The following is a 25952-nucleotide window of genomic DNA, read 5'->3' on the forward strand; positions in this document are numbered from 1 at the left end:
AGCCGGCGCAACAGCTGCTCGTCCTTCGCTCCGTGCCATGGACGTGTGGGCGGCCAGAGGGGGGCGTGTCGCCTGGCAGGATCGACGCATGTCGAAGCGTCAGATCGTGTCCTCGGGTGCGGTGTGGGAGCCGCTGGTCGGGTACTCCCGGGCCGTGCGGGTCGGTTCCTGGGTCAGCGTGGCCGGCACGACGGCCGCCGGCCCGGACGGTGCTCCCGTGGGTGGTGACGACATCGCCGAGCAGACGCGGGAAGCCATCCGACGCATCGAGGCGGCCCTCGAGCAGGTCGGGGCCTGCCTCGGCGACGTGGTACGCACCCGCATGTTCGTGGCCGACATCAGCCGTTGGGAAGACGTCGGCCGGGCACACGGGGAGTTCTTCGCCGACATCCGGCCCGCGTCCTCGATGGTCGAGGTCAGCGCGCTGATCGACCCACGCCTTCTCGTGGAGGTCGAGGCAGACGCGGTCCTGAGCTGACCGTAGAGGTCACTGCCGGCCGCCACGACACCACGTGGCGTGTCACTGCTCGGCTGCGGCAGATGCAAGCACCATCGGTTCTGACTGCGCGTCGAGGGCGGCAAGTGCGTGCGCTCAGGCAGGCTCTCCCCGCAGCCGCGAGGCGATCCACGCGTCCGCAGGTCGACCGCGGTGGACGAGGTAGTCACGCAAAGTGCCCTCGTGCCGGAGGCCCAACTTGTCCACGACCCGCCTCGGCGAGAGGTTGCCCAGGGATTCGGACACGAAGGTGAGAAGCGACCCGTCTCACGCTTGTTTCAGTGCCCAGGTCAGAACGCTGCCGACCGGACAGGTTCGGCGAGTTCCTCCACCCACGAACGCCGTTCGACCCGACGGCCCGTCGTCCCGAGAACGCCGCCACCTCGATGCGAACCCACCGCCAACAGGTAGCTGCGATGCACCTGGTCAGGCGTCACGACTCCGCCAGGACCAGCGCGAACCTACGGTCCCGACGAGCGCGACGACCGGGCGCGTCGCGCGCCCCGGCGACCAGATCGTGGCACGCAGCGTCTGCGGCCGGTCAGGTGGACGTCGCGGGCGCAGGACGCGCGACGACGCCAGACTAGCGCGGTGCCGAGCCGCCGTCGCATCCGCGTCCTGCTGATCGTCCTGACGGGGACGATCGTCGTCATCGCGCTCGGGGCCGCGCTCGTCGAACGCGGCCTGGTGTGGCCGAACCGTCTGTTCGCGGCGCGCTACGACGTGCGGGGGGTCGACGTCTCGGCGTGGCAGGGAACCATCGACTGGCCGGCGATCGCCCGGCAGGACGTCGACTTCGCGTACGTCAAGGCCACCGAGGGCTCGTCGTTCGTCGACCGGGAGTTCGAGGCGAACCTGCGCGGGGCGCGTGAGGCCGGGCTGCTGGTCGGTGCGTACCACTTCTTCAGCTTCGAGAGCAGCGGCAGGGCGCAGGCGGAGCACGTGCTCGCGACGGTGCCGGACGACGAGGACCTGCTGCCCGTCGCGATCGACGTCGAGTACTACGGGACGTTCCACGCCGACCCCCCGGACGCGTCGCAGGTCCGCCCGGAGCTGACCGCGCTCATCGAGACCCTGCGTGACCACGGCATCGAGCCGGTCGTCTACGCGACCCGCAGCGCGTACGACCGGTACGTCGCCGGCCACTTCCCGGGCACGCCCCTCTGGATCCGGTCGGTGATCGTGCCGCCCACCATGTCGGACGACCGGGTGTGGACCTTCTGGCAGTACTCGAACCGGGACCGCCTCGACGGGTACGACGGCGAGGAGTCGTTCATCGACATGAACGTCTTCGACGGTGACCTCGACGACCTGCGCGCCCTGCGGTAGGCCTGCCGGAGGGAGCGGACGGTCATCACCCGACGACCTGGATGAGTCCCAGCCCCACCTGACACGCGGTAGGCGCGCCCCACGATGCGGCCGCTCCCACCCCGCACCTAATCGTTTGGGCCGACCACAGGTTCGACGAGCCGTGCCACAGTGGGCTCGGGCCCGTCGTGTTAGCGCTCACATCGGCGGACCTCACCGACCATCCGGCAGGGTGAGCGCAACGGCGCCGACCAGAGGTCGCAGGACGCTCATCACCGCAGCGCTGCGCGCGCAGGGGTCGCCGCGCAGCCATATCCAGGAGGCAGACGACATGCACCGAATCGCCCGACGGCTGCTGCTCGCCGTCACGCTCTGCGTCGCACTGGCCGGGGGTGTCGTGACCGAGTCCGCGCCCGCCTCCGCCGAGAGCAACGGGGGCACCCGCGTGATGCCCCTGGGCGACTCGATCACGGACGGCGTCGGCTTCCCCGGGGGCGGCGGCTACCGCGTCGGGCTGTGGCAGCGCCTGGCCCAGAACGGCTACACCACGGACTTCGTGGGGTCGGGCTTCAACGGGCCGGGCAACCTCGGGGACCACGACCACGAGGGGCACTCCGGCTGGCGAATCGACCAGATCGACGCAGGCGTCGTCGCCTGGCTGCGCACGTACCAGCCGCGCACCGTGCTGCTGCACATCGGCACCAACGACATCACCCAGGACCGGGACCTGGGGAACGCACCCGCCCGCCTCGCGTCGGTCGTCGACAAGATCACGAGCACGTCCCCGCAGACCGACGTCTTCGTCGCGACCCTCATCCCGGTGTCGTTCGCCGACGCCAAGGTCCGGGCCTACAACGCCGCCATCCCCGGCATCGTGTCGAGCAGGGCCGCCGCCGGGAAGCGGGTGCACCTCGTCGACATGTACCGGGCGCTGACCACCGCCGACCTCGCCGACGGCGTGCACCCCAACGCGACCGGCTACGACAAGATGGCGGCCGCCTGGTTCGCCGCGCTGCGTGCCGTGCCGGGGAGCATCGGCAACCCGTCCGGGAACCCCGGGACCACCGGTCCGGTGGACACCGCGGCCTGGTACACGCTCGTCAACCGCAACAGCGGCAAGGCCATCGACGTGTACAACCTGTCCACCGCGGACGGCGCACGCATCACCCAGTGGTCCCGCAACGGCGGCACCCAGCAGCAGTGGCAGTTCGTCAGCTCCGGCAACGGCTACTACAAGCTGAAGTCACGGCTGTCGGGCAAGGTCCTCGACGTGACCGGGAGGTCCACCGCCGACGGTGCGGCGATCCAGCAGTGGAGCGACAACAACGGCGCCAACCAGCAGTTCAGCATCCAGACGATCGACGGGTACGTCCAGCTGATCAACCGGAACAGCGGCAAGGCGGTCGAGGTCCAGGGCGCCTCCACCACCGACGGCGGGAACATCGTCCAGTACTCCGACTGGAACGGCGCCAACCAGCAGTGGCAGCTCGTCCGGGTGGGCTGACTGAGCAGCATCCGACTGTTCAGGGCGCGCCGAGCTCGACCAGCGCCGGACGTCGGCCGGGTGCCCTCGACACGACGTCTGCCTCATCTGGCCCCACCCTGCCGCTGAGGTGGGGCCACCCCGTCTCAGATGTGCGAGGCGATCCACGCCTGCCACTGCGCGACGGCCCGGTCCTGGTCCCCCGCGCCCGGTTCGTAGCGACCGAGCTCCCGCCAGAGCTCCTGCCAGTCGCCCGTGCCTGGCATCGCTTCGACGACGGACCTCACCACCACGAAGGCGCGTTGCCGAGTGACGGGGTCAGGCGCGTCGAGCAGAGTGGCGACGGCAGGCAGCGCCGGCGCGCCGAGCGCGATCAAGGCGTGGACGCTGGCCGTGTACGGGTAGTGCAGCAGGTCCTGCCGGTCGTCGATCGTGCGCAGGAGCGCCTCAGCCGCTCGCGGGTCCCCGATCCGGCTCAGTCCGACGGCCGCGTTCGCCCTCACCTCCTCGTCGAGGTCGCCGACGGCGGCGGCGAGGTCGTCGGCGCACGCAGGGTCCGCGATCTCGGCGAGCGCCTCGGCCGCCAGCCCACGCGCCACGGACGCCGTGTCGCGCACGACCCCGACGAGGCCGGGCACGGCGGCAGAGCCCAGCTGGACCAGCTCCCCCACGGCGAGCATCCGGTCGTTCGGGTCACCTGACCCGAGTCGGCCGATCAGTTCGTCGACGCCGCTCACGGGCCGACCGCCGGAGCCGGCGCGGCCGCAGGCGAGAACGTGGCCACCACCCGACGGTTGAACTGCCGGTTCTCCGCGCGGTCCCGATCGCGTGCAGCTGCCGCGTCACCACCCTGGTCACCGGTACCGGCGTCGGCGGTGCTGTCGGTCGAGATGCCGCTCCCGACCAGGGGCGAACTGATGCGCGCGGGATCAACGCCCTTGACGATCAGCTCGGCACGGACTGCTTGCGCGCGACGCAGCGACAGCTCGGTGTTGAAGCGGCTGGCCCCGCCCCGGATGTCGGCGAAGCCCTCGAGCGATATCTGGGCCCGGGGATTGCGGGTCATGTACGGGATGAGCTCGTCGATCTTGGCTGACTCGACCGTCGAGAGCTCGGCACTCGCGAAGGGGAAGTGGAACGTGACCGGCTCGTGCACGTAGAAGTCGCGGTGCCGCTCGAGCGCCTCGACGAAGGTCGCCGAGGCGCCCTCCAGCGGCGTGATGTGGTCGTTCTCGACCACGCCGTTGCGGAGCGTGAAGCCCCACCGGACCGTGCCGTAGACGACCTGGGTGTCCTCACCCTTGGCCACGCTCTCGAACTCGAAGATGAGGTTGGCCCGGCCGACCGATCCCGGTGTGTCGAACAGCGCCGCCGAGCGGATGTCGGCAGCGTCGTCGGATCGCTTGAATCCGGGCGTCTGACCGACGACGCCGCCCGTTCCACCTGCCGGCGTGGGAGTCGACCCCGCGACGCCCGTGACGCCGGCACCGGCGGGCTGGAAGTTGAAGTTGGGCGACAGCGCCGAGCCTGCTGCCGCCGGCGTGGCCGACGGGTTGGCCTGATGGTGGACGTCGGTGAAGAACCCGCCCTCCACTCCACGGGACGCATCGTCCTGGGTCCGCACCCCAGGTTGGCCCAGGGCTCCGCGAGCCCCGCGGGAGGCGGGTATCGACTGCGAGCGCTCGTCCGCTCCACCGAGGTCTGTGAGCTTCACGATCTGGATCATGACGATCTTGCTCGAGTTGGGTGCCCCGACGGCCGGCACGAACCGGATGAAGCCGTCGAGGCCGCTGAAGGTGGGCGGTGTGCTGGCAGCACCCTGACGGGTCCGCATGTCGGCCTCGAACACACCGGCGCTGACCGGCATGGACTGCGCGAGGTCGCGTTGGACCGGCAGGTGCGACGCGGCGGCGGGTCCGGGCACTGCGCGCGTCCGGGTCGCGCTCTCACGAGTCGGCACCTCGACGACCGCGTCTGCTGTGGTCTCGACGGTCACTGCTCGGGACAGGACGTCGGACGACGGACCCGCGAAGCTGCGACCCGCGCCCGCGGCACCCGCCCGGAGACTGCCGAGCAACGACGACACCGCCCTGTTGCCCACCAGCCGCTGGAGCCGGAGGGCATCGCGGACGGCCTCCGACGCCCCGTCGTCCGCAGACGAACGGGTCGCCGCCCGTTGTCCCGGCTTCTCGGTGGCCTGCGACTCCGGACCGTGCTCATGCATGTGGCGCGCCGCCTCCCATGTCTGCAACGTAGCGAGGGGCACGCGAGCGTGTCGTCGACCGCCGGACGGTCCCTTCGGGTGGACCTCGCGTCCCGTTCGGGCAGCTCGTCGGCGGGGCACCGGCCGCCGGTCCAGCGTCTCCGGCGAGCCGCGTCGTCGTGGGCGGACCAGCACGCGTCGCGACGGGCATCTCTCGACAAGGTCGTCCGCGGCCTCGGGGTCACGGGCAACCTCGTGGGTTCCGTCCTCTGCACGTCCGACCAGCCCGCGAAGCGACGCCCGCGGACGACCCACCCGTCGGCTCCGCCGGCTAGGGCCGGTGCCGGGATGCCGCGTGCAGCCGGCTCGATCAGAGCAGGGCGAGAAACCGCTCCGCATCGCCGACGCGGGGCAGGTTGTTGAACATCACGTAGGGCGACGGTCGGCCGTCGACCATGTCCCGGAGCCGGCGCAGCTCGTCGTCCGTGTGGACGTGCCGCGAGCCGGAAGTGCCGTGCAGGCGGTAGTAGGTCTGCTCCGGTGTCACCGTGTCGGTCTGCATCGGGTCGACGACGTGCACGAGATCCAGCTCGGCACAGAGCTCCGTGAGCAGCTGCGTGGGCCACTCACCACGGGGTTCCCACAGCAGCCGCCCCGCCGGCCGCTCCGCCTGCGCCAGGAAGCTGCGCAGCCGTCCGACGTTGTCGGCCGTCGGGCGAAAGCTCCTCGGGCACTGGAGCAGCACGGCGGTGGCCTGCAGGATCCGCGCGCACTCGAGGGTCCGCTGCCATCCCGCGAGGACCGGCGGCGTGGTCCGGAACGCCCCGACCTGGCCACGTGCGCTGTCCGGCAGAGGCTGCTTCAGTCGCCGGTAGGTGGGGCTGTTGGACTCGTGGGTGACGATCTGCCACGCCTTGATCGTGAACTCGAAACCGGCCGGCACCTGGGCTCGCCAGCGCATCAGCACGGCGTCGGACGGCGGTTCGTAGAACGTGTGCTGCACCTCGACGACGGGGAAGCGACGCACGTACGACGCCTGGGAGACCGTCCAACCACACAGCCCGACGTGAACCCCCACCTGCTCAGGCGTCCCCGGTGCGGCGCGCTCGAACCGACGCCGTGCGCAGCATGATCCAGTCAGCCATGGAGCCGATCCTCCCAGGAGCAGACCGGGACCGCTCGTGTCCCGCTTCTCCGGTCCGGTCGCAGGTACGGCTTCCGCGCGCCGGACAGATCACGTGAGCCCTGGGGTCTCCGTGTCCCGTGGGTCTACCGTGACGACGTCGGGCGACCCGGGCGCAGAGGCAGCCGCTCGGATCGCCCCGCCGGGCAGCAGCCGGTCAGCTCACCCCGGCGGGCCGGCCCTCAGAGCCCGGGCAGGTCGGCAGCTCGTCGCGTCGTGCACCGGGGAGGTCGTCGTGACTCGGCTGGCCCTGTCCGAGCGGGTGCCGCGGGGCCGCGCGCGCCGACTGGGGCGCGGCGTCGTCGTGGTCCTCGCCTGTGCCCTGGTGCTGGTCACACTGGTTGTCGTGCTGCAGCGAGCGCTCATCTACTTCCCGGACCGGACCGACGTCGGCTCGGTCGCGGACCGCCTGCCCGGCGGGCGAGACCTCACCCTGCGGACCGAGGACGCGCTCGAGCTCACGGCGTGGCTCGTCCCGCCGAGCGGTGCGGACCGGGACGTCGCCGTCCTGTACCTGCCGGGCAACGGCGGCAACCGGCTCGGTCGGCTGGACGTGGCGCGGGAGATCGCGAGCCGAGGGTTCACGGTGCTCCTGCTGGAGTACCGGGGGTACGGCGGCAACCCGGGTCGGCCGAGCGAGGAGGGCCTGGCGCTCGACGCCCGTGCGGCGGCCGCTGCGCTCCGCGCAGAGGGCTTCGAGCCCGGCCGGACCCTGTACGTCGGGGAGTCGATCGGGACAGGCGTGGCGTCGCGGCTGGTCACCACGGACCCGCCCGCCGGTGTGCTGCTGCGGTCACCGTTCACGTCGCTCGTCGACGTGGCGCGGGCGCAGCTCCCGTACCTGCCCGTCGGGCTGATCCTGCGCGACCGGTTCCCGAGCGCGGAGCACCTGTCCGGCAGCGAGGTCCCGGTGCTCGTGCTGCACGGCAGCGCCGACGACGTGGTGCCGTCCCGGCTCTCGGCCGAGCTCGCGTCGCGGGTGGGCAACCTGCAGGACGAGGTCGTCGTGCCGGGTGCTGGGCACAACGACCGCATCTGGTTCGGCCCCTTCCTGGCCGACGCCGTCGTCGACCTCGCGGATGCGGTCGTCGGGTAGGTCTGGGCGATCCGCCTGGACGCGTCAGCCGGCATCGGAAGAAGATGAGTGCGACGGGATCGCGTCCAGCGACCGGTGGTGGTCATGACCCGAACGGAGCAAGCCGCAGACGGTTCGAGCGTGCACTCGCGGCTCCAGCGACTCCAGGAGCGGCCCGTCCTGGCCGTCCTCCTCTTCGCCGCGGCGGTCGTCGGCGCAGTCAGCGCCGTCTGGGAAGCGCTCGGCTGGGCCCGCGACCGCGTCGAGGACGTCGCGCAGCCCTATCGCGAGGAGTACGCCGCGCTCGATCAGCTCGACCTCGACGTCCGCCTCGAGTACTTCGAGGACACGTTCGGCGTCGCGAGAGCGGTGGTCGACCCCTGCACCAGCACCTCCGTCCCGTGCCCCGAGCCCCGGCCCGAGTCGATGCAGCTGTTCGTCCACGAGACCGACGAGACGGTCGTCCGCGCGCTCTTCGCGGACAACAGCCTGGCCGCATACCTGGTGACCACGACGACGGAAGGGTTCGAGCCCGCGATCCGGTGGATCGACCTGGAGCTCGGGCCCCTGGGCGCTGTCTCGACGGCGGAGATCCTCGACTCGGTGGGGGTCGACGTCGTCGCGGGCGCGTCGGTTCGCTCCGGGATGGTGTGGCACTCCTACGCCGAGGTCGTCCCGGGCGGCGCTCCGGCGAGCTACCGCGGGCTGGTCCTCGCGTGGGTGGGGGAAGGTCTGCAGAGCCAGTTCGACCTGGACGCGTTCCAGCGGCTCGAAGCCGCGCAGGAGGCGGCGGCGGACGGGGCAGCGTTCTCGGCGGCACTCGACGACATGAGGACGGCGACCGCACCGAACACGTACGGCGAGTTCCGGGACGACGGCCCGCTCGCGACCTGGTTGCACGACCCCGAGGTGATCCACGATCTCCTGTTCGCCGGCAGCGAGGTCTGACGCCGGCTCCCCCGTGAACGTTGTGGACACGCCCCCGCGCCGCGGTGATCTCCCAGCTCCTCGAGGAGGGTGGGCCGACGACGGCGCGCTCGCGACGACCGCGCCGGCTCGGATCTCGGTCGGGACGCTCCGACGCCGGGTGGCCGCGTACAGCGCTCGCCGTCTCCAGCTCCGGCGAGCGACGGCGGCGGTGGTGGTCCACCATCGGAGACGACGAGAGCAGCCGCACGGCCTGCGAGACCGCCTCGACCGACGACCTGTGAGGAGCGCACGCATGGCACGGACGGACGACGCGGTCGCCGAGATCTGGGACGACGGGCAGGCCGCGGTGACGACGACCCCCGCGGCGCTCGAGCAGTGGCTCGAGACCGAGGAGTCCCGGTCGGTCGGCGACACGGGCGGCGACGGCGAGTCGACGGGCCACCGGTCCGGGCGACGCATCGTCGAGATCCTGCGCACGAACAAGACGGACCTCACGGCCGACGACGCCGCGCACATGCGGAAGGTCGTGGGGTACGTGCACCGGCACCTCGCGCAGCGGCCCGACGGTGATGTGACGGACACCCCGTGGCGGTGGTCGCTCATGAACTGGGGGCACGACCCCCTCGCCTGACCGGACGCTGGCGGGCGCAGGCACCGACCGGCCACGGACTCACTGAACCCCGCCACGATCGCCGTCCCCCTGGGCGAGGAATCGCGCGAGGACGTGGCAGCGGCGATCGCGGCGTGCCGGGACCTGCCGGAGTAGCGTCACAGGATGAACACGCAGAATGAGGGCTCCGACGACCCGACCGTGATCGTGAACGAGGCCGACCTTCCAGGGTTGCGGATGCCCGGCGAGTACGACGCGAGCTACGACCGCGACGCTGGCACGGTGACCATTGAGACGGGCCCCGAGAAGGGCAAGGTGATCCTGCCGAACGACCGGGTGATCGACGCGATCGAGCAGGCCCAGGGCGGGGACGTCGTGATGGACACCGTCGCCCGCTACGAGGACAGCGCGGACTAGCCGTCGGCGACACCTCGCGGGCGTCCACGTGCTCCGGGACGACCTCTCCGGCGCCGTGGCCCGGAACGGCGGTGGACTCGCCAGTCGTCGCACAGCTTCTGGCCGCACGGATGCCGTGGGACGCTCCCGCGGGGAACCACGCAGGTCAGGTGTTCGTGTTCGTGCGCGACCGGCGCTCGGACCGAGACGCGCCGATCACGACGCGCGTCGCCACCACTCCGACGATCCGTCTTTCGCTCGACACGCCGCCGGGGGCACACCGCCCGGCGGGATTCTCTCCACGCCACCGAGCTGCATCGCGGTCCGCGACGCAGCTCTGGGAGTCACGTCCTCGGTGTGCTGGCAAGCGGCGCCGGCCTGCAGAACGCCTTCCGTACCTGCTGTCTGTCGAGCGTCTCGACCGGGCCCAGGTGCTCTCGGGTGTGGTCCGACCCGTTCCCGGCTCATCGGCCCGGAACTCCCGACGACGACCGCCTCGGTGGCACCACCACCCGCCCTTGCCGGGGCGTCCGGGTCGCTGCCAGCCTGGAGCCCCCGTCCTACCGGAGGCGCTCATGGGCAAGCTGATCTACGCAGCCAACACCTCGCTCGACGGCTACCTGGAGGACGCGGACGGCTCCTTCGACTGGTCGGTGCCCGACGACGAGGTGCACGCGTTCTGGAACGAGCACGAGCGCGGCATCGGCACGTCGCTCTACGGCCGCCGCATGTACGAGACGATGCGCGTCTGGGAGACCGACGACTGGTTGGCGACCGAACCGGACGTCGTCCGCGAGTACGCGGGGATCTGGCGCGACGCCGACAAGGTCGTGTACTCCACGACGCTCGACGCGGTCTCCACGGCGCGGACGAGGATCGAGCGGCAGTTCGACCCCGAGGCGGTACGTCGGCTCAAGGAGGAGTCCGGCTCCGACCTGAGCGTCGGCGGCGCGACCCTCGGTGCGGAGGCGTTCCGGCACGGGCTCGTCGACGAGTGCGTGCTGCTCCTGTGCCCGGTGACCGTGGGCGGCGGCAAGCCGGCGCTGCCGCTGGGCGTCCGGCTCGACCTGGAGCTGCTGGACAGCCGACGGTTCGGCAACGGCGTCCTCTACGTGCGCCATGCCGTGCGAGGCGCCGGCTGAGCGTGCGCACCGGCTAGCGGCGAGCATCGCGCGGGACTGTCGGAGCAGAGGCGAGCGTCGTGCCCCGCTGCCGGCGCGACGCCGCCGCCGGTCCGAGGGCGCTGCCGCTACGGTGCCGTCGTGGACCCGCTCTCCGACCTGCCGCTCGCCACTCTCGTCGAGGCCGCGCTGGAGGAGGAACGCCACAGCACCGGTGACGCGCCGCCGACCTACCTGCTCGAGCTGCACCGGCGCCCCACCGAGGACGTGCTCGACCTCGCGCTGCGCTCGACGACCAGTGCCGACCCGGACGAGCGCGATCTGGGCATCAGGATCCTGCGCGAGCTCGGCCCCGCCGACGAGACCGGCCGGCGCCCCTTCAGCGACCGGGTCGTCCCCCACCTGCTCGTGCTGCTGGACGCGACGAGCGACCCGGTGACCGAGCGGAACCTGCTGGCGGCGCTCTCCTTCAACGGCGCGCACGAGGCGCTCGGGGAGTTCCTGCGCCGCGTCGACCACCCCGACGACGGCGTCCGCGAGACCGTCGCCTTCCAGCTGCCCGGCCTGACGGACCCGGACCGTCCGAGCGCCAAGGTGCTCGACGCCCTCGAGCACCTCGCCCACGACACGGACGCCGACGTCCGGTTCTACGCGCTCTACGCCCTCGTGGCGGAGGACGGCTTCGCGGTCGACACGGCACGCGCGCTGCGCGCCGCCCGACACCTCGTCGACGACCCGGACGACGTCGTACGCGACCTCGCCCGGGCCCACAGCGCCGAGCGGATCACGACGCCCCTCGGTCCGCTCGCGCTGAGCCTGACCTGCGGCGGCGTCCCTCTCGGGGTGCCGACCGCGACCTCGGTGCTCCCGTCCGGAGCCCGCACGGCCCGGTGGGACGACGTCGGCGGGCTCACCGTCGACGCGCTCGTCGTGCCGTACTCGTACGACAGTGATCTCCTCGAGCACCCGCGGTGCACGTGCTGGGGCATCGAGTGGCGCCTCCACGCTCGTGTCGACACCGGCACGATCCGCGTCCAGGCGCAGCTGCCGGACAGCATGGAGGGTGTGCGCGGCGGCGGCTGGCACCTCGCGGCGACGCAGTTCGAGGACGCCGAGCACGTGCTGACCGTCGGTGGACCCGAGCAGGACGCCTTCGACGACGAGCTGGCTGCGGGCCTGCACGCCCCGTCCTGGCGGGGGTCGTTCAGCGGGCGGACGCCGCCCTACCACGGCTCGGAGGCGAACCCGCGGGGACTCGGCTGGCTGCTGCCCGGGCTGCTCGCCGGCGAGAGCGCCGCCACCCACGTCGCGGTCGCCTGGACCCGGCTCGGTCCGGAGAAGGCCGACGACGCGACGGAGTGGGCCGTCGAGATCACCCGCGCGACCCTGCGCCGCGCCGCCGGGGTCGGGACCCCTGGCCCGACGCGGCCGGACGGTCCTCCGCGAGCCGGTCGCTGAGGACCGAGGTCCGCTCCGCGGCCCCGGGAGCGGCCGGCCCGAGCCGCCGAGCACCGGGGCCCTCGGCGCCGAGGGTGTCGGCCGGGTTCGTGTACGGGCACGCGGTCAGGAAGAGGCAGCCGCAGGCGATGCACCTCGCGAGGATGTCGCGGAGCCCGACGAGCTGCGCGATCCGCTGGTCGAGGTCGTCGCGCCACAGTCGCGCCAGTCGCGCCAGTGGTGGGTGGTGGGCGGCTCGTCCTGCGGGAGGCCGTCGAGCGCCTGCTTGATCCGGGCCAGGGAGATGCCCAGCGTCTGCGACGCCTTGATGAGGGCGACGAGGCGGAGCGTGTCACGCCGGTACTCGCGACGGTCCCCGGCGGTGCGACGGCTCCGGATGAGCCCGAGCTGCTCGTAGTAGTGCAGCGTGGAGACGGCGACGCCTGCCCGCTGCGCCACCTGACCCGGCCTGAGCCACACGGCCTCGTGGGGCAGACCGGTCATGGCGACGGCGCGGAGCTGGTCGCGTGCGTCGCCGAGCTCGAGCGGAACCAGCGCGCCGAGGGCTTCCTCGGCGCTCCTCGACCACGACGCCGTCTGGGTCACCGGCGGCGGCAGGCGCCTCGTCGGGCCCGAGGCGGGCGACAGTGCGAAGTCATCGGCGCGACCGTGGGCGGGCCCAGGTGTGCGGCGTCTCCTGGCCCGCACCGCGGAGCAGGCGGCATGCTGGCCGGATGACCGTACGCGACACTCCGGATGGCCTGGCTGGTCGCCTGGCGGTGCTGTTCGTCGAGCACGACCCGGTGGAGTCGTGGCTGACCGAGAGCCACTACGACGACGACTACTGGCGCACTGAGGCGTCCCTGCTCGCCGACCGCGTGACCGGCGACATGACCGTCCACGACGTTCGAGCCGCGCTTCTCGCCGTGCTCCACCAGACGTTCCCGGGCTCTCGGGTCGACGGCGGTCTGCTGCGCGGGGACAACGTCGACGCTCTCGCCGAGGCCTGCTGGGGCCTCCTCCACACCGCCTGAGCCCCGGCGCAGAGAAGGGCACCGGAGTCCCGACGCGGAGGTCGGTCAGTGACGGTCACCGTCACTGTCACGGCCCCCCGCGCCAACGCCGGGCTCGGCGCAGCGGGACTGACAGACTGCGGTGTCATGGAGTACCCGACGCCCGACGACCCGGCGAGAGCCCCGGTGTGGGAGAACTACGTGACCGCGCAGGGCGCCCTGGCAGCCCTGCGCCTGGTGCCGCCCTATGCCCACGCCCTGGGGATCGAGGTCGACGGGAACGACGTGGTCCTCGTCGTCCAGGTGCCGCCCGAGGCGCCGGAGAGCGACGAGGACATCGACGACATCGTGCTGCAGCTCGAGGTCCTGCTCGGCGACGCCGTGACGGTCCGCACGCGCACGGACGTCCGACCGGAGTGCACCCTCTCCCCCACCGGCGGGGTGAACGACCGGGTGCGGTGGTTCTTTGCGGGCCGGTACGTCGGCGAGGACTAGGACACGACTGCCGCGCTCCAGCGGGCCACGGGTAGCCTCGCCGGGTGCTCGTCACCCGGTCCCAGCTCACCCATCCGGACCAGGAGGTCCGGGTCGAGGCCGTGCAGGGGCTCGTCACTCTCGCCGGGTACGGCGACGACGAGGCACGCGAGATGCTGCGCGAGGTGGTGACGCACTACCGCGACTTCGACGTCGAGATCTACACGCGGGCGCTCAACCGCGTGGAGGTGTTCGGCGACGCGCGGCTGGCGGAGCCCTTGTTGGTAGCGCTGGGCGACACGGACTACGGCGGCAAGCTCTGGAGTGCCACGGCCTGCGGGCGGCTGGGCGTGCGGGCGGCCGAGCCGCTGCTGGTCGCACTCCTCGAGCACCCGGACCTGATGGTCCGGGAGGGTGCCTGCTACGCGCTCGGGGACCTCGGAGCCTCAACTGCCGTGGGCGCGCTGGCTCGGAGCCTGGACGACGAGTCCGAGTACGTCCGCGCCGCGGCCAGTGAGGCGCTCGCCGAGCTGGGTGACGACGACGCGGTCGAGGCGCTGTGGTCGGCCTTCCGGGCCCGGCGCTACCGTCGCCCCCACTACCTCGCCCAGGCCCTCGCGAGATGCGGCCCCGACATCCACGACAGGCTGGTCGAGGCCACCGCGCACGACGACCCGGAGATCCGGTTCTGGGCGGCCACGGCCCTCGGCGCGACGGGTGATGAGCGGTTCGAGCCGGTGCTCGTCCGCCTGGCTGCCGACGACCACGCGACAACGCCCACAGGCGCGCACGTCAGCACGGGCGCGAAGAAGGCGCTGAAGTCGTCGAGACGACGGCGCGAGCGGCGCGACTCCGGGCAGCCCGCTCTCTAGCCTCGCCGCTGGTCAGGACGAGAGCCTCCCCGCTGGTCAGGACGAGCAGCTCGTACCGAGGGTCCGACGCCACCACTTCCTGAGAAGACCATCATTGAATGAATCGATTCATGCCGCTGTTCCGACCGCTGCCGTCTGGTGAACTGCCAGTCCGTCGCCGGGCGTCCGTGGCCCGTGCACGTTCCCGCACCCGAGAGGCATCCCCCCGTGTTCTCACTACGCAAGGCGCTGACCGTGGTCGCGGCGGCCGTCGTCGCCGTCACCGGTTCCGTCGCCGTCAGCGAGCAGGCGAGCGCCGCCGCCGGCTGCCGCGTCGACTACGCCGTCACGAACCAGTGGCAGAGCGGCTTCGGCGCCGACGTGAAGGTGACTAACCTGGGCGACGCGGTCTCCGGCTGGGACCTCCGCTTCACCTTCGGCGCAGGGCAGAGCGTGACCCAGCTGTGGGGCGGCTCCGTCACCCAGTCCGGCGCCGCGGTGTCCGTGCGCAACGCGGCGTGGAACGGTGCGCTCGCGACGAACGGCACCGCGTCGTTCGGCTTCAACGGCACGTTCGCCGGGACCAACCCCGCGCCGACCGCGTTCACGCTCAACGGCGTCGCCTGCACCGGGGCCCCGGTCACCCCGACCAGCTCGCCGACCACCACGCCGTCCCAGTCGCCGCGGCCGACGACGACCCCGTCGCAGTCGCCGCGGCCCACGACCACGCCGTCGCCCACGGCCACCCGGACACCCACGCCGACGCCCACCCCCTCCACCGCGCCGGTCACGGTCGACGCCACCCAGCTCGTCGCCGGCATGGGCAAGGGCTGGAACCTCGGCAACCAGCTCGAGGCCAACGTCAACGGGATGCCCGACGAGACGGCGTGGGGCAACCCCGTCGTGACGGGCGCCCTCCTCGACCGGGTCAAGGCTGCCGGCTTCAGCACGGTTCGCATCCCCGTCTCCTACCTCGGCAAGATCGGTTCCGCGCCGGGCTACGCCGTCGACCCCCCCTGGCTCGACCGGGTCGAGGAGGTCGTGAAGCTCGCCTACGACCGCGGGCTCTACGTCGTCATCAACATGCACGGCGACGGCTACAAGAGCGTCGGCGGCGCCTGGCTCATCTGCGACGCGTCCTCGCAGACGGCGATCAAGGACAAGTACGGGAAGGTCTGGCAGCAGGTGGCGTCGGAGCTCCAGGGCTACGGCGGGCGCCTCGTCTTCGAGTCGATGAACGAGAACTTCGACGGGCAGTACGGCGCCCCGACCCAGCCCTGCTACGCGAACATCAACGCGTACAACCAGATCTTCGTCGACACGGTGCGCCGGACCGGCGGCAACAACGCCTCGCGGTGGCTGCTCGTGCCGGGCTGGAACACCAACATCGACTACACCGCTGGCAACTACGGCTTCGTCGTGCCGACCGACCAGTACCGGTCGACGGCGGTCCCCAGCGCCGAGCGCCGGATCATGATCTCCGTGCACTACTACGACCCGTGGGACTTCGCCGGCACCGAGAGCGGCGCGACCACGCAGTGGGGCCCGAACGCGACGGACCCGGCGAAGAAGTCGACGTGGGGCCAGCAGGACTTCATGGACGCGCAGCTGAAGAAGATGCACGACACGTTCGCCACGAAGGGCTACCCGGTGTTCGTCGGCGAGTACGGCTCGATCGACAAGACGGCGTTCGACCCGTCGAGCAACCGGTACCGCGCCGACTACGCCCGGACCCTCGTCGCCACCGCGGCGAAGTACGGCGCCGTCACCGCCTACTGGGACAACGGGCACAACGGCCAGTACGGCTTCGCGCTGTTCGACCGGCGCACCGCGACGGTGACGCAGCAGGGCATCATCGACGCCATCATGGGGCGCTGAACGGGCCCGGGAGGTCGCGCCGAGGGGCGCCGAGGGACACCGTGCGCGGTGCTCCGCGGCGCCCCTCGGCGTCTCCGCGCTACGCGGACCCTGGCTGCTGCCGCTGCTCCCACTGGTCGCGGGTGATCTCGTACCGGTAGCCGCCGAGGTCGGCTCCCTCGACCGCGAGCATGTCCTCGGGCGTCCCCAGCGTCTGCGTGACGGCCATCCCGACCTTCTCCATGACGCGCTGGGACGCACGGTTCAGCGCCATCGTCTCGCCCCACACCACCCGCACGTCGAGCTCGGTGAACGCCCGCGTGAGGAGCGCCGCGCACACCTCGGTGGCGTAGCCGCTCCCCCAGGCGGCCCGCCGCAGCCGGTACCCGAGCTCGACCTCGTCGAGCGGTCCCTCCCGCTGCGGCCGCAGGCAGAACCACCCGACGAACGCGTCGCTCGTCCTCTCGTACGCCGCGAAGACCCCGAAGGCGCCGGCCCACCGCTCGTAGGCGACGAGGAGGCTCGGCAGGACCTGGTCGCGGACCACCTCCGGCGCGGTCGGCGCGCCACCGGACAGGTAGCGCATGACCTCGGGGTCGCTGTCGAGCTCGACCAGCAGGTCGGCGTCCTCGGCGCGGAAGCGGCGCAACGTCACGCGGTCGGTCTGCAGGTAGGTGTCCACGGCCGCCAGCATGCCGGAGCCGCAGGAGCGTACGCCCGCGATTACTCCCCGCGACGGCCGTCGCGCCGGGCGCCCGCCGCCCTTCTCGCGAGGGCCGGCGGCTGCCACCATGAGGCGGAGGCGATTGCGATGACCACCTTGCGTCACGGGAAGATCTGCCACGTCGAGCTGCCGTCGGACCATCCGCAGAGGTCCGCGGAGTTCTACGCCCGCGTCTTCGACTGGAAGGTGCGCGCCGAGCACGGCACCTGGTTCTTCGAGGACTCGACCGACGAGGTCAGCGGCCACTGGGTCCCCCATCGGGAACCGACGCCGCCCGGCGTCCTCGTCTACGTCTGGGTCGACGACCTCGCCGCGGCGGTCGAGCGCGTGCAGGCCGAGGGGTGCGAGATCGTCCAGCCGACCGGCGGGGACCCGGGAGAGCTGACCGCCAGGTTCCTCGACCCCGGGGGCAGCGTCGTGGGGCTGTACCAGGAGCCGCCAGGCTGAGCTCACCGGCGGCGCACGCGGCTCGGTCACCACCCGGACCAGCGGTGCGGGCGGCTCAGTCCGGCGGCGCAGGCGAGCCGGCGACGCACACGACTCCCCTGTTGCCGTCCTGGTCGGCGATCACCGTGAGCGCCGGCGCGTCGCTGTCGTCGACGACGGTCCCGCCCGCGGCGACGGCGGCGGCGATCCGCTGCTCGGCCGCCTCGGGCGCGACGTAGACCTCGACGTGGAACCGCTGGTGCGGCGCTTCGTCCTCGTCGGCGTCCCCGAACCACAGGTTCGGCACCCGCCCCGTCGCGTCGCGCACCTCGTCGCTCGGGGAGCCGCGGCCCTGGGACTGCGCGTCCCCGGTCAGCAGCGCGGCCCAGACCGGCGCGATCGTCGCGGACCGAGCCGTGTCGACACCGAGCTCGACGACGCTGACCGAGGCCGGGTCGGCGAGCAGCCCGTGCTCGGCGGCCACCGCGGTGATCCGCCGCGCGAGGTCGAGGTCCTGCTCCGTCACCCACTCGACCACGTGCTCGGTGCCCTCGCCGTCGCGGTAGAGCGCGTCGGCGCTGACGAGCTTCAGGTCGACGTAGCCGCGGCCGACCGCCACGCTCGGGTGGTGCCCGACGGCGTCACCCGCCTCGCCGACCGCGGTGACGAACCGCGCGGCGGCGGCGAACGAGTCGACCAGGTAGCGGGCGTGCAGCCCCTGGGCCAGCTTGCGCCAGTCGGCCAGCCTCGCGGCGGCGATCTCGTCGTCCGACAGCATCTCCATGTCCGGGGACCTCATCCGTGGTCGAGCCGCTGGGCCGGTGGTCGGCGCTCCGCCCGCATCCTCGTCCTGGCCGAGCGGCTCGGGGGACGACGGTCGAGCGCCTCACCGGACGATCGTGGCCTGAGCCCGGAGGCAGGAGAAGCCACCTGCCCGAAGGTGCTCCGCGCACAGCCCCGTCGAGCACCGGGACGGAACGGCAGGGGGCGTCAGTCGGCGGCGGGGACGGAGCCGACGTCGACCCAGGTCGCGCGCGTGAGCGTCTCGAGCTGGTCGAGCGTGAGCCGGACGGCGCTCGAGCGGCTGCCGGCGGCCGGGTAGACCGCGTCGTACGCCCGGAGCGACACGTCCGCGTACACGGCGAGCTCGGGGGCGTGCCCGAGAGGCCCGACGCCGCCGACCGGCTGACCGGTGAGCCGCTCGGTCTCCTCGGCGCCCAGCATCCGCGGCTTCGCCCCGAAGCGGTCGCGGAACTTGCGGTTGTCCAGGCGGGCGTCCCCGCTCATGACCAGCAGCAGGACGCCGTCGCCGGCGCGCACCGCGAGGGTCTTGGCGATCTGGCCCGGGCGGACGCCCAGCGCCGCCGCGGCCGCGACGACCGTCGAGGTGTCGGCGTCCGGCACGAGGACCTGCACGCCGGCCGCGTGCTCGTCGAGGAACTGCTGCGTCCGGGTCACAGCGTCGGGGTGCAGGGGGAGCGGCTGGGTCGTCATAACGCCATCGTGCCGTGGTCCGGCGCGTGCGCGCGCGGTCGGGCGGTCCGTGGACGGCTGCCGGCGCGGGTCGCTCAGCCGACCCGGTCCTGTGCCGAACGCTCAGAGCAGCTCGACGCCGTCCGCCTGCGGCCCGCGGTCGCTCTGCCGCACCCGGTACCGGACCCGGTCGCCCTCCTGCAGGCCGTCCGCGCCGCGCACGACGGACACGTGCACGAACAGGTCCGCGCCGCCCGCGTCCGGCGTGATGAAGCCGAAGCCGCGCTCCGCGTCGAAGCGGGCGACCACGCCCTCGCCGCCGCGCACCGGGCCGGCGGAGGCCGGCGGGCGCTCCGACCGGCCGCGCTCCGGCCGGCCCCGCGACGGCGCCGGGGTCGCGCCCCGCTGCGTCGTGCCGCGCACGAGCTGCACGTTGCGAGCCTGCGGGCCCTTCTCGTTCGCCGCGATGTCGTAGGAGATGCGGTCGCCCTCGGCGAGCCCGGTCAGGCCCGCGGGCAGCGCCCGGACGTGCACGAACACGTCGTCGCCACCGATGTCGGGGGTGGCGAACCCGAAGCCCTTGTCCACGTCGTACCAGGACACGGTGCCGTCCGCGCCGTCGGACGCCACGGCCCGCGGAGCGGCGTCGGCCCCGAGCGGCAGCAGGTGGTCCGCCTGCGGACCCCTCTCGCCGTCGACGATCAGGAACGCCACCCGCTGGCCCTCCGAGATGACGCCGCCGCCGACGATCGCGGAGCTGTGGACGAAGATCTCGGTGCCGCGGGAGTCCGGCGTGACGAAGCCGTAGCCCTTGCCCGGCTCGTACCAGGACACGGTCCCGAGCACCCCGAGGACCGCGTCGGGGGCGTGGTCGCCCGTGACGCGGACGCGTCGGGCCTGCGGGCCGCGGTCGCCCTCGCCGACCTCGAACTCGACGACCTGCCCCTCGCGGAGCACCCGGACCGCGTCGTCGCCGACGATCTCGGACGCGTGCACGAACAGGTCCTCGGCCCCGTCGTCGAGGGCGAGGAAGCCGAACCCCCGCTCGGCGTCGAACCAGCGGACGGTTCCTTCGGGCACGGTGGACTCCTTGTCGGACGAGCGTTGCTGTCCCCCAGTGTCCCTGACCGGCGCGGGTCGGCGCGCAGCCCGGGGCGGCCGCCGCGCCCGGTGGCGGGCGGTCAGGTGGAGGACGCGCCCGCGTACTGGGCGTGGATGTCGCCGTCGACGAGGCGCCAGCAGAAGTCGTTCATCCGGGCCGCGGCGGCGGCGTGGCGGCGCAGGACGCCCGCGACGGTCGCCGGCACGTCTGGCGGGACGTCGCCGCTCGCGCACCGCCGGACGTAGGCGTTGCGGGCGACCGGGCCGCCGCTCGCCGGCACCGGGACCCCGCACACCGCGGTGACCAGCCAGTTCACCAGTCGCATCGCGGCGTAGTCGGCGTCGTGGTCGACGTTGCGCGCGACGAAGTCCCGCTCGGCGTCGGACAGCTCGAACCGCGGCGACGTGGCGAGCCCGAAGTCGACGAGGTGGACCCGGTCGCCGTCCGCCCGCAGGTTGCCCAGGTGCCCGTCGAGGTGCAGCAGCTCGTGGCTGCGCAGGAACGCGACGATGTCGGCGAGCTGCCGCTCGAACGTCTCGGCGCTGCCCACCGGGTCCTCGCCGAGCCTGTCCACCAGCGGGTCGGGGAGGTGCTCGAGGAAGAGCACGAGGCTCGAGCGCGCCGCGGCCAGCGCCTCGAAGCGCTGCCGCACCGCCGGGTCGCCCTCGAACTGGGCGACGACCGCGTCGACGTCCCGGTGCTCGTCGGCGACCGGGGGCCGGCCCGGGAGCACCCGCCAGTGGTGCAGCAGCGCGAACGCCTCCGACTCCCCGGCGAGGACCCCCTCGGTCACGACGAGGTTCGCGGCGAGCTCGCGCCACGCGCCGAAGCCCGGGCCGGCGAGCGGGTGCATGCCGTACTGGCAGGACAGCGGCAGGCCGAACAGGTTCGCGGTGCTGTGCGGGTGCGCGAGCTCGCGGTCGGTGATCGGGACGCGCTTCGCGAACACCGCGACGCCGTCGACCTCGACCACCGACGAGCCGCCGCCCGCACCCACGGCACCGGGCGGCGCGGCGTCCAGCAGAGCCACCAGCGCGTCGTCGTCCCGGGCGGCGAGCGACGCGGACACGAGGTCGTGACGGGCACGTCGGGCGGTGAGCACGGCACCATCCTGCCCGCCGGGTCACGTGATCGTGATCCGGTCGTGGCGCCGTCGTGTCCTGGCCCGTGCGTGCTGCCGCTACGGTCCGGAGCATGAGAGCGCGCACCGTCGTCGCAGCCGGCCTCGGCGTCCTGACGGCCGCCACGCTGAGCGCCTGCTCCCCGGTGCCGGACGGGATGGTGGGGCTGCAGCGCGAGCAGGACGGGTCGCTCTCCGCCGTCGTGCACCTGTGCCACGACCACGTGGACCGGGTCCACCTCCGCGACCTCGACACCGGGGACGAGGAGGTCTGGACGTTCGCGACGGAGGTCGCCGGGACCGGCGCGTTCCCGCTCGTCGAGGTCGTCGAGAGGCACCTGCGCGACGGCCACGCGTACGGCCTCGGCGCGTCGGCCCACCACGTCGCCTCGGCCGAGGGGCCCACGATCACCGCGGACAGCGTCGCCGCGCTCGCGCCCGGGCAGGTCCTGGTCGACCCGTTCATGGTCGACCCGGAGGTCGAGGACCCGCCGGAGGCGCAGGTCGTGGCGTCGAGCGACTTCGCGGACGTGGGCCGCGACTACTGCGACAGCCTCTGACGCGGGCGCGCCGGCGTCCGGGTGCGCCCGCACGAGACCCGAGGAGCGCGACCGCGGCGGCCCCGCTCGGACCCGCCCGTGGGGGAAGGTTGGACCCGTGATGATCACGCTGCCCCCGGGAGAGCCCGCGGCCGGACCGTGGCGCGCCGTGCCCGAGGCGGAGCTCGCCGCCTCCGTGCTGCACGCCGCCGGCGCACCGACGGGGCGGCCGCGCGTCGTGGCCGTGGACGGGCGGAGCGCGTCGGGGAAGTCGACGCTCGCCGAGCGGCTGAGCCGGCAGGTGGGCCGCGCGAAAGTCGTCCACACCGACGACCTCGCCTGGCACGAGTCCTTCTTCGGGTGGGGCGACCTGCTCGTCGAGCACGTCCTGCGGCCCCTGCACCGCGGCGAGGCGGTGTCCTTCCGTCCGCCCGCGTGGGACCGGCACGGCCGGGAGGGGGCGGTCGACGTCCCTGCAGGCCTCGAGCTCGTCGTCGTCGAGGGGGTCGGGGCGAGCCGGCGCGCGTGGGACGACCTGGTCGACGCCACGCTGTGGGTGCAGTCCGACGCCGCCGTCGCCGAGGAGCGGGGCCTCGCCCGCGACCTCGCGCAGGGCGTCAACGGGGACGCCGCAGCGACGGTGGCGTTCTGGCACGAGTGGATGGCCGAGGAGCTCCGCTTCCTCGCGCACGAGCGGCCGTGGGAGCGGGCCCGCCTGGTCGTCGCCGGCACCCCGGTGGTCCCGCTGCGCGACGGGGAGGTCGCCGTCGCCCCCGGCCCCGCGTGAGGTCGGCACCCGTCAGGTGGATCCGTCGGCACGGTGTCGCCCGGTACATTCCCTACGGCCGGTGCCGTCCCCCGGTCGGCGACCCACGGAAGGATCCCGGTGGACCAGCTCACCAAGGGTGCGAACGCCCCGCTCTCCGCGTCCCGCGTCACGCTCACGGTCGACGTCCCGGCGCCCGCCGACATCTCGGCCCTGCTCGTCACCGAGAGCGGCAAGGTCCGCTCCGACGCCGACTTCGTGTTCTACAACCAGCCGACCGGGCCGGGCGTGCGGTGCCTGCAGCCGTCCGCCGGGCAGCCGTGGCGCGTCGAGGTCGACCTCGCGGCGGTGCCCGCCGACGTGCACGCGGTCCGCGTCGTCACGAGCCTCGACGACGCGGGCGCCACGTTCGGCCGCGTGGGCCAGCCGGTCGCGCGCGTGGCCGACGACGCCGGGACCCCGCTCGTCGCGTTCGCGATGACCGACCTGTCGACGGAGAGCATCGTCGTCGCGGTCGAGCTGTACCGGCGGGCCGGCGCGTGGAAGGTGCGCGCCGTCGGCCAGGGGTACGCGGGCGGGCTCGCGGACCTCATCACCGACCACGGCGTGTCCGTCGACGACGCGCCCGCCCCGACGCCGGCCGTCGCACCCCCGGCCCCCGCGGCCGCCGTCCCGCCGCCGGCGCCGCCCGCGCCGCCCGCGCCGTCCGAGCGCCCCGCGCGCTCGTGGGGCCCGCCGCCCGCGCAGACGACCCCGCCGGTCGACGCGCCCCCCGCACCGCCGGCGCCGACGTACGCCCGGCCCGAGACCGGCACGGGGACCGGCAGCGGCGGCGAGGTCCAGCTGACCAAGGCGCGCCCGGTGAGCCTCACCAAGGGCCAGAAGGTCACGCTGACCAAGGACGGCGGCGTCGCGCTCACGATGATCCGCATGGGCCTGGGCTGGGACCCGGTCAAGAAGCGCGGGATGTTCGGCAGCCGCGAGGTCGAGATCGACCTCGACGCGTCGGCGATCCTCTTCGCGGGCTCGGACCCGGTGGACGTGGCCTTCTACAACCAGCTCCGCACGCGCGACGGCTCGGTGCAGCACATGGGCGACAACCGGACCGGCGAGGGCGAGGGCGACGACGAGACGATCCTCATCGACCTCACGCGCGTGCCGGTGCACGTGACGAGCGTGATGCTCGTGGTGACGTCGTACCAGGGCCAGACGTTCGAGCAGGTGCAGAACGCGTTCTGCCGGCTCGTGGACCACACCACGGGGATCGAGCTCGCGCGCTACACCCTGGCCGGCGGGATGGCGTTCACGGGCATGCTCATGGCGCGCGTGTACCGGCAGGGCTCGACGTGGAAGCTCCAGGCGGCGGGCGAGGGCATGCAGGCCCGGACGCCCACGGACAGCATCCCGTCGCTCCTCCGGCACCTCGGGTGAGCTCACCGCTCGAGCTCGCCAAGGGGCAGAACGCGCCCTGGCCCGACGCCGGCGTGCTGGTCGAGGTCGTGGGGGCCGCGGTCGCCGACTGCGACGTCTCGGTGCTGCTCGTCGACGAGCGGCAGCGGGTCGCCTCCTCCGACGACTTCGTCTTCTACAACCAGCCAGCCGCGCCGGGAGCGACGCTCGAGCCGGGGTCGCCCGCCCGGGTGCGGCTGGACCTGGCCGCGGTCCCCGCACGCGTCCACGCCGTCCTCTGCCTGGTCAGCGTCGACGCGCACCGACCGGCGCTCGGCGCCCTGCCGCCGGTGACCGCGGTGCTGCGCGGCGCGGACGGCACCGAGCGCGCGCGGTTCCCGCTCGGGGGGCTGACCAGCGAGCGCGCGGTCGTCACCGTCGAGGTCTACCGCCGCGGCCCGGCGTGGAAGGTGCGGGCCGTCGGCCAGGGGTACGACGGCGGGCTGGCGCAGGCCGTCACGGAGCACGGGGTCGAGGTGGACGACGCCCCGGAGGCACCGGCCGCGCCGGCGTCCGCGGCGGCTCCGGCGTGGGGCGCTCCCCCGCCGCCGCCTCCGCCCGGCCCGGCGGCGCCCCTGCCGCCCGGCACCAGCGACGGCGAGCGCCTCCTGCGGCAGGCCGCCGCGATCTTCGAGGACGCCGCGCGCTCGACGTCGGCGCTGCGGTCCAGCGTCGGGTACGCGGACGGCCGGCGCGACGCCGCCCTCGCCGAGATCGTCGCCGACCCCCGGCTGCGCGGCGGGCCGGCGCACCAGCAGGCCTCCGCCGCGGCGGAGCGCGAGCACGCCGACCTCGTCGGCCGCGCGCGCGAGCGGCACGACGGCGACCTCCGCCAGCTCGCCGCCGAGCTCGCCGAGTACGAGACCCGGCTCCCGGCCGCGATGGCGCCGTGGACGTCCGCCGCGTGGCGCGGCTGGCAGCCACCGGCGCTGCCGGCACCGGCCGTGCGCGTCGGCGAGCTCCACGTCGAGGAGGCGCCGTGGCTGGCGTTCCCGATGCTGCTCGCGCTGCCGCTCGCGCGACCCCTGTGGGTCGACACCCGGACCGACCCGGGCGGGGCGGCCGTGCGCAAGGTGCGCGCGCTCGTGACACGGCTGCTCGCGGCCTACCCGGCGGGCGGGCTCGAGGTGCTCGTCGTCGACCTCACCGGCGGGCTCGCGCCCTCCCTCGCGGCCCTCGCCCAGCCGGGCAGCCGGGTCATGACGACGCCCGCGGCCACGTCCGTCGCGGCGGCCGGCGCGGTGCTCGACGCGCTGGTGCGCCGCGTCGACCTCGTGCAGATGGCCCGCTCGGCCGGTGCGATGGACGCGCTCGGGGACGACGTCGCCGACCGGCTCCTCGTGCTGCACGACTTCCCCACCGCGCTCGACGACGCGGCCGTGGGCCGCCTGCGCCACCTCGTCGACGAGGGACCGTCGGCCGGCGTCCAGGTGCTCCTGACCGGCGAGCACAGCCCGGTCCTGGACGGCAGCCCGCTCGTCACCACGCTGTTCCGCGAGTCGATGCGGCTCCCGCTCGAGCCGGACGACCACCTCGCCGACGGCTGGACGGGCACGCAGTGGCGGTACGCCCCGGACCTGGGCCCGGACGACGCGGGCGTGCTCGACGGGGTCCTGCGCTCGGCGGCGGGCACCGGCTGGACCTGACGCGCGGGCGGCCGACAGGGCCGCCCGTGGGACCCGGTCGCCTTGACGCGTCCGGGAGCCGTACCTACCGTGTCACCCACACGGCCTACAGAACGTCGATCGCCGCGGGAGCCTTCTACACCGGTGTAGAGGCGTCGCGTCCGGGCCCGGGACAGCCGTCGGCACAGCCGGCGACGGCGACGACCCCGGGCCTCGGACGCAGGGACGTGGCCCGATGTCGGCCCGGCACGGAACGTGCCGCCGCAGCGCCGACCCCGCGCAGGACACCGA

27 protein-coding genes are annotated in these 25952 nt (G+C 73.5%); 18 read left to right on the forward strand and 9 right to left on the reverse strand.

Annotated features, from left to right (window positions below):
* Nucleotides 1–37 precede the first annotated feature (37 nt).
* The 3 genes from CCE01nite_RS03430 to CCE01nite_RS03440 all read left to right on the forward strand — a co-directional run bounded on the left by CCE01nite_RS03430 (nt 38) and on the right by CCE01nite_RS03440 (nt 3308).
* Nucleotides 38–478 carry a RidA family protein gene (locus CCE01nite_RS03430; RefSeq protein ID WP_246056302.1) on the forward strand — a complete coding sequence of 147 codons (441 nt, stop codon included), beginning with the start codon at nt 38–40 and terminating at the stop codon, nt 476–478.
* 609 nt (nt 479–1087) lie between these two features.
* Nucleotides 1088–1825 (forward strand): GH25 family lysozyme, encoded by a 738-nt coding sequence (locus tag CCE01nite_RS03435; protein WP_034627526.1) that lies wholly within the window; start codon nt 1088–1090, stop codon nt 1823–1825.
* Nucleotides 1826–2135: 310 nt separating this feature from the next.
* Entirely contained in the window at nt 2136–3308 is a 1173-nt protein-coding gene (locus CCE01nite_RS03440) for an RICIN domain-containing protein (RefSeq protein ID WP_034627529.1), read from the forward strand.
* A gap of 125 nt (nt 3309–3433) precedes the next feature.
* Here the strand turns inward: CCE01nite_RS03440 and CCE01nite_RS03445 are convergent, their stop codons facing one another.
* The 3 genes from CCE01nite_RS03445 to CCE01nite_RS03455 all read right to left on the reverse strand — a co-directional run bounded on the left by CCE01nite_RS03445 (nt 3434) and on the right by CCE01nite_RS03455 (nt 6568).
* Entirely contained in the window at nt 3434–4024 is a 591-nt protein-coding gene (locus CCE01nite_RS03445; protein WP_141371976.1) for a HEAT repeat domain-containing protein, read from the reverse strand.
* Nucleotides 4021–5283: an OmpA family protein gene (locus tag CCE01nite_RS03450; RefSeq protein ID WP_170223932.1), complete on the reverse strand. Its 1263-nt coding sequence runs from the start codon at nt 5281–5283 to the stop codon at nt 4021–4023. The genes CCE01nite_RS03445 and CCE01nite_RS03450 overlap by 4 nt, the downstream gene beginning before the upstream one ends.
* Before the next feature lie 577 nt (nt 5284–5860).
* On the reverse strand, nt 5861–6568 hold the full coding sequence (locus CCE01nite_RS03455; RefSeq protein WP_034627541.1) for a DUF72 domain-containing protein: 708 nt from the start codon (nt 6566–6568) through the stop codon (nt 5861–5863).
* 451 nt (nt 6569–7019) lie between these two features.
* Here CCE01nite_RS03455 and CCE01nite_RS03460 point away from each other — a divergent pair, with 451 nt between their 5' ends.
* From CCE01nite_RS03460 to CCE01nite_RS03485, 6 genes are all read left to right on the forward strand, one after another.
* Nucleotides 7020–7769 carry an alpha/beta hydrolase gene (locus CCE01nite_RS03460; RefSeq protein WP_246056304.1) on the forward strand — a complete coding sequence of 250 codons (750 nt, stop codon included), beginning with the start codon at nt 7020–7022 and terminating at the stop codon, nt 7767–7769.
* Between the two features lie 120 nt (nt 7770–7889).
* Complete coding sequence (locus tag CCE01nite_RS03465) at nt 7890–8696, forward strand: ETEC_3214 domain-containing protein (RefSeq protein WP_034627545.1); 807 nt, start codon at nt 7890–7892, stop codon at nt 8694–8696.
* A gap of 274 nt (nt 8697–8970) precedes the next feature.
* Nucleotides 8971–9309, forward strand: coding sequence for a DUF3140 domain-containing protein (locus tag CCE01nite_RS03470; protein ID WP_034627548.1), 339 nt, complete (start codon nt 8971–8973; stop codon nt 9307–9309).
* Nucleotides 9310–9453: 144 nt separating this feature from the next.
* Complete coding sequence (locus tag CCE01nite_RS03475; RefSeq protein ID WP_034627551.1) at nt 9454–9705, forward strand: hypothetical protein; 252 nt, start codon at nt 9454–9456, stop codon at nt 9703–9705.
* A gap of 554 nt (nt 9706–10259) precedes the next feature.
* On the forward strand, nt 10260–10826 hold the full coding sequence (locus tag CCE01nite_RS03480; RefSeq protein ID WP_034627554.1) for a dihydrofolate reductase family protein: 567 nt from the start codon (nt 10260–10262) through the stop codon (nt 10824–10826).
* Between the two features lie 120 nt (nt 10827–10946).
* Nucleotides 10947–12263, forward strand: coding sequence for a HEAT repeat domain-containing protein (locus tag CCE01nite_RS03485; RefSeq protein ID WP_034627556.1), 1317 nt, complete (start codon nt 10947–10949; stop codon nt 12261–12263).
* A gap of 105 nt (nt 12264–12368) precedes the next feature.
* Here CCE01nite_RS03485 and CCE01nite_RS03490 read toward each other — a convergent pair whose 3' ends face one another.
* The gene (locus tag CCE01nite_RS03490) at nt 12369–12848 is read right to left on the reverse strand and encodes a MerR family transcriptional regulator (RefSeq protein WP_307722713.1); all 480 of its coding nucleotides are present in this window, start codon (nt 12846–12848) and stop codon (nt 12369–12371) included.
* A gap of 128 nt (nt 12849–12976) precedes the next feature.
* Between CCE01nite_RS03490 and CCE01nite_RS03495 the strand changes: the two genes are divergently transcribed.
* The 4 genes from CCE01nite_RS03495 (at nt 12977) to CCE01nite_RS21705 (ending at nt 16458) form a co-directional block, all read left to right on the forward strand.
* Nucleotides 12977–13276, forward strand: coding sequence for a hypothetical protein (locus CCE01nite_RS03495; RefSeq protein WP_141371978.1), 300 nt, complete (start codon nt 12977–12979; stop codon nt 13274–13276).
* A gap of 126 nt (nt 13277–13402) precedes the next feature.
* The gene (locus CCE01nite_RS03500; protein WP_034627561.1) at nt 13403–13750 is read left to right on the forward strand and encodes a hypothetical protein; all 348 of its coding nucleotides are present in this window, start codon (nt 13403–13405) and stop codon (nt 13748–13750) included.
* Between the two features lie 44 nt (nt 13751–13794).
* Nucleotides 13795–14601, forward strand: a complete 807-nt coding sequence (locus CCE01nite_RS03505) for a HEAT repeat domain-containing protein (protein WP_034627562.1) — start codon at nt 13795–13797, stop codon at nt 14599–14601.
* Between the two features lie 207 nt (nt 14602–14808).
* A complete protein-coding gene (locus CCE01nite_RS21705; RefSeq protein ID WP_084142560.1) occupies nt 14809–16458 on the forward strand; it encodes a cellulase family glycosylhydrolase in 1650 nt (549 codons plus the stop codon).
* 79 nt (nt 16459–16537) lie between these two features.
* Here the strand turns inward: CCE01nite_RS21705 and CCE01nite_RS03515 are convergent, their stop codons facing one another.
* Nucleotides 16538–17119, reverse strand: a complete 582-nt coding sequence (locus tag CCE01nite_RS03515) for a GNAT family N-acetyltransferase (RefSeq protein ID WP_034627599.1) — start codon at nt 17117–17119, stop codon at nt 16538–16540.
* A 129-nt stretch (nt 17120–17248) separates the two neighbouring features.
* Between CCE01nite_RS03515 and CCE01nite_RS03520 the strand changes: the two genes are divergently transcribed.
* On the forward strand, nt 17249–17608 hold the full coding sequence (locus CCE01nite_RS03520; protein WP_034627565.1) for a VOC family protein: 360 nt from the start codon (nt 17249–17251) through the stop codon (nt 17606–17608).
* Nucleotides 17609–17663: 55 nt separating this feature from the next.
* Here the strand turns inward: CCE01nite_RS03520 and CCE01nite_RS03525 are convergent, their stop codons facing one another.
* The 4 genes from CCE01nite_RS03525 to CCE01nite_RS03540 all read right to left on the reverse strand — a co-directional run bounded on the left by CCE01nite_RS03525 (nt 17664) and on the right by CCE01nite_RS03540 (nt 21264).
* Nucleotides 17664–18371: a 4a-hydroxytetrahydrobiopterin dehydratase gene (locus CCE01nite_RS03525; protein WP_034627567.1), complete on the reverse strand. Its 708-nt coding sequence runs from the start codon at nt 18369–18371 to the stop codon at nt 17664–17666.
* A gap of 206 nt (nt 18372–18577) precedes the next feature.
* Nucleotides 18578–19081 carry a YbaK/EbsC family protein gene (locus CCE01nite_RS03530; protein WP_034627571.1) on the reverse strand — a complete coding sequence of 168 codons (504 nt, stop codon included), beginning with the start codon at nt 19079–19081 and terminating at the stop codon, nt 18578–18580.
* A 102-nt stretch (nt 19082–19183) separates the two neighbouring features.
* Nucleotides 19184–20140 carry a cold-shock protein gene (locus CCE01nite_RS22325; RefSeq protein WP_034627574.1) on the reverse strand — a complete coding sequence of 319 codons (957 nt, stop codon included), beginning with the start codon at nt 20138–20140 and terminating at the stop codon, nt 19184–19186.
* 101 nt (nt 20141–20241) lie between these two features.
* Nucleotides 20242–21264 (reverse strand): protein kinase family protein, encoded by a 1023-nt coding sequence (locus CCE01nite_RS03540; protein WP_034627577.1) that lies wholly within the window; start codon nt 21262–21264, stop codon nt 20242–20244.
* A 92-nt stretch (nt 21265–21356) separates the two neighbouring features.
* Between CCE01nite_RS03540 and CCE01nite_RS03545 the strand changes: the two genes are divergently transcribed.
* The 4 genes from CCE01nite_RS03545 (at nt 21357) to CCE01nite_RS03560 (ending at nt 25682) form a co-directional block, all read left to right on the forward strand.
* The gene (locus CCE01nite_RS03545; RefSeq protein ID WP_034627580.1) at nt 21357–21842 is read left to right on the forward strand and encodes a hypothetical protein; all 486 of its coding nucleotides are present in this window, start codon (nt 21357–21359) and stop codon (nt 21840–21842) included.
* Nucleotides 21843–21942: 100 nt separating this feature from the next.
* Nucleotides 21943–22608 (forward strand): uridine kinase family protein, encoded by a 666-nt coding sequence (locus CCE01nite_RS03550; RefSeq protein WP_218026441.1) that lies wholly within the window; start codon nt 21943–21945, stop codon nt 22606–22608.
* A 99-nt stretch (nt 22609–22707) separates the two neighbouring features.
* On the forward strand, nt 22708–24018 hold the full coding sequence (locus tag CCE01nite_RS03555; protein WP_141371979.1) for a TerD family protein: 1311 nt from the start codon (nt 22708–22710) through the stop codon (nt 24016–24018).
* Nucleotides 24015–25682, forward strand: coding sequence for a TerD family protein (locus CCE01nite_RS03560; RefSeq protein ID WP_141371980.1), 1668 nt, complete (start codon nt 24015–24017; stop codon nt 25680–25682). Before CCE01nite_RS03555 ends, CCE01nite_RS03560 begins: the two co-directional genes overlap by 4 nt.
* Nucleotides 25683–25952 lie beyond the last annotated feature (270 nt).

Source organism: Cellulomonas cellasea, assembly GCF_006538745.1.
Classification (GTDB): domain Bacteria; phylum Actinomycetota; class Actinomycetes; order Actinomycetales; family Cellulomonadaceae; genus Cellulomonas_A; species Cellulomonas_A cellasea.

Excerpts from the sequence above, each read along its gene's own strand:
- CCE01nite_RS03430 (WP_246056302.1), top strand. The coding sequence starts at position 38 with ATGGACGTGTGGGCGGCCAGAGGGGGGCGTGTCGCCTGGCAGGATCGA.
- CCE01nite_RS03440 (WP_034627529.1), top strand. The coding sequence starts at position 2,136 with ATGCACCGAATCGCCCGACGGCTGCTGCTCGCCGTCACGCTCTGCGTC.
- CCE01nite_RS03470 (WP_034627548.1), top strand. The coding sequence starts at position 8,971 with ATGGCACGGACGGACGACGCGGTCGCCGAGATCTGGGACGACGGGCAG.
- CCE01nite_RS03475 (WP_034627551.1), top strand. The coding sequence starts at position 9,454 with ATGAACACGCAGAATGAGGGCTCCGACGACCCGACCGTGATCGTGAAC.
- CCE01nite_RS03480 (WP_034627554.1), top strand. The coding sequence starts at position 10,260 with ATGGGCAAGCTGATCTACGCAGCCAACACCTCGCTCGACGGCTACCTG.
- CCE01nite_RS03495 (WP_141371978.1), top strand. The coding sequence starts at position 12,977 with ATGACCGTACGCGACACTCCGGATGGCCTGGCTGGTCGCCTGGCGGTG.
- CCE01nite_RS03500 (WP_034627561.1), top strand. The coding sequence starts at position 13,403 with ATGGAGTACCCGACGCCCGACGACCCGGCGAGAGCCCCGGTGTGGGAG.
- CCE01nite_RS03520 (WP_034627565.1), top strand. The coding sequence starts at position 17,249 with ATGACCACCTTGCGTCACGGGAAGATCTGCCACGTCGAGCTGCCGTCG.
- CCE01nite_RS03525 (WP_034627567.1), bottom strand. The coding sequence starts at position 18,371 with ATGGAGATGCTGTCGGACGACGAGATCGCCGCCGCGAGGCTGGCCGAC.
- CCE01nite_RS03530 (WP_034627571.1), bottom strand. The coding sequence starts at position 19,081 with ATGACGACCCAGCCGCTCCCCCTGCACCCCGACGCTGTGACCCGGACG.
- CCE01nite_RS03545 (WP_034627580.1), top strand. The coding sequence starts at position 21,357 with ATGAGAGCGCGCACCGTCGTCGCAGCCGGCCTCGGCGTCCTGACGGCC.
- CCE01nite_RS03550 (WP_218026441.1), top strand. The coding sequence starts at position 21,943 with ATGATCACGCTGCCCCCGGGAGAGCCCGCGGCCGGACCGTGGCGCGCC.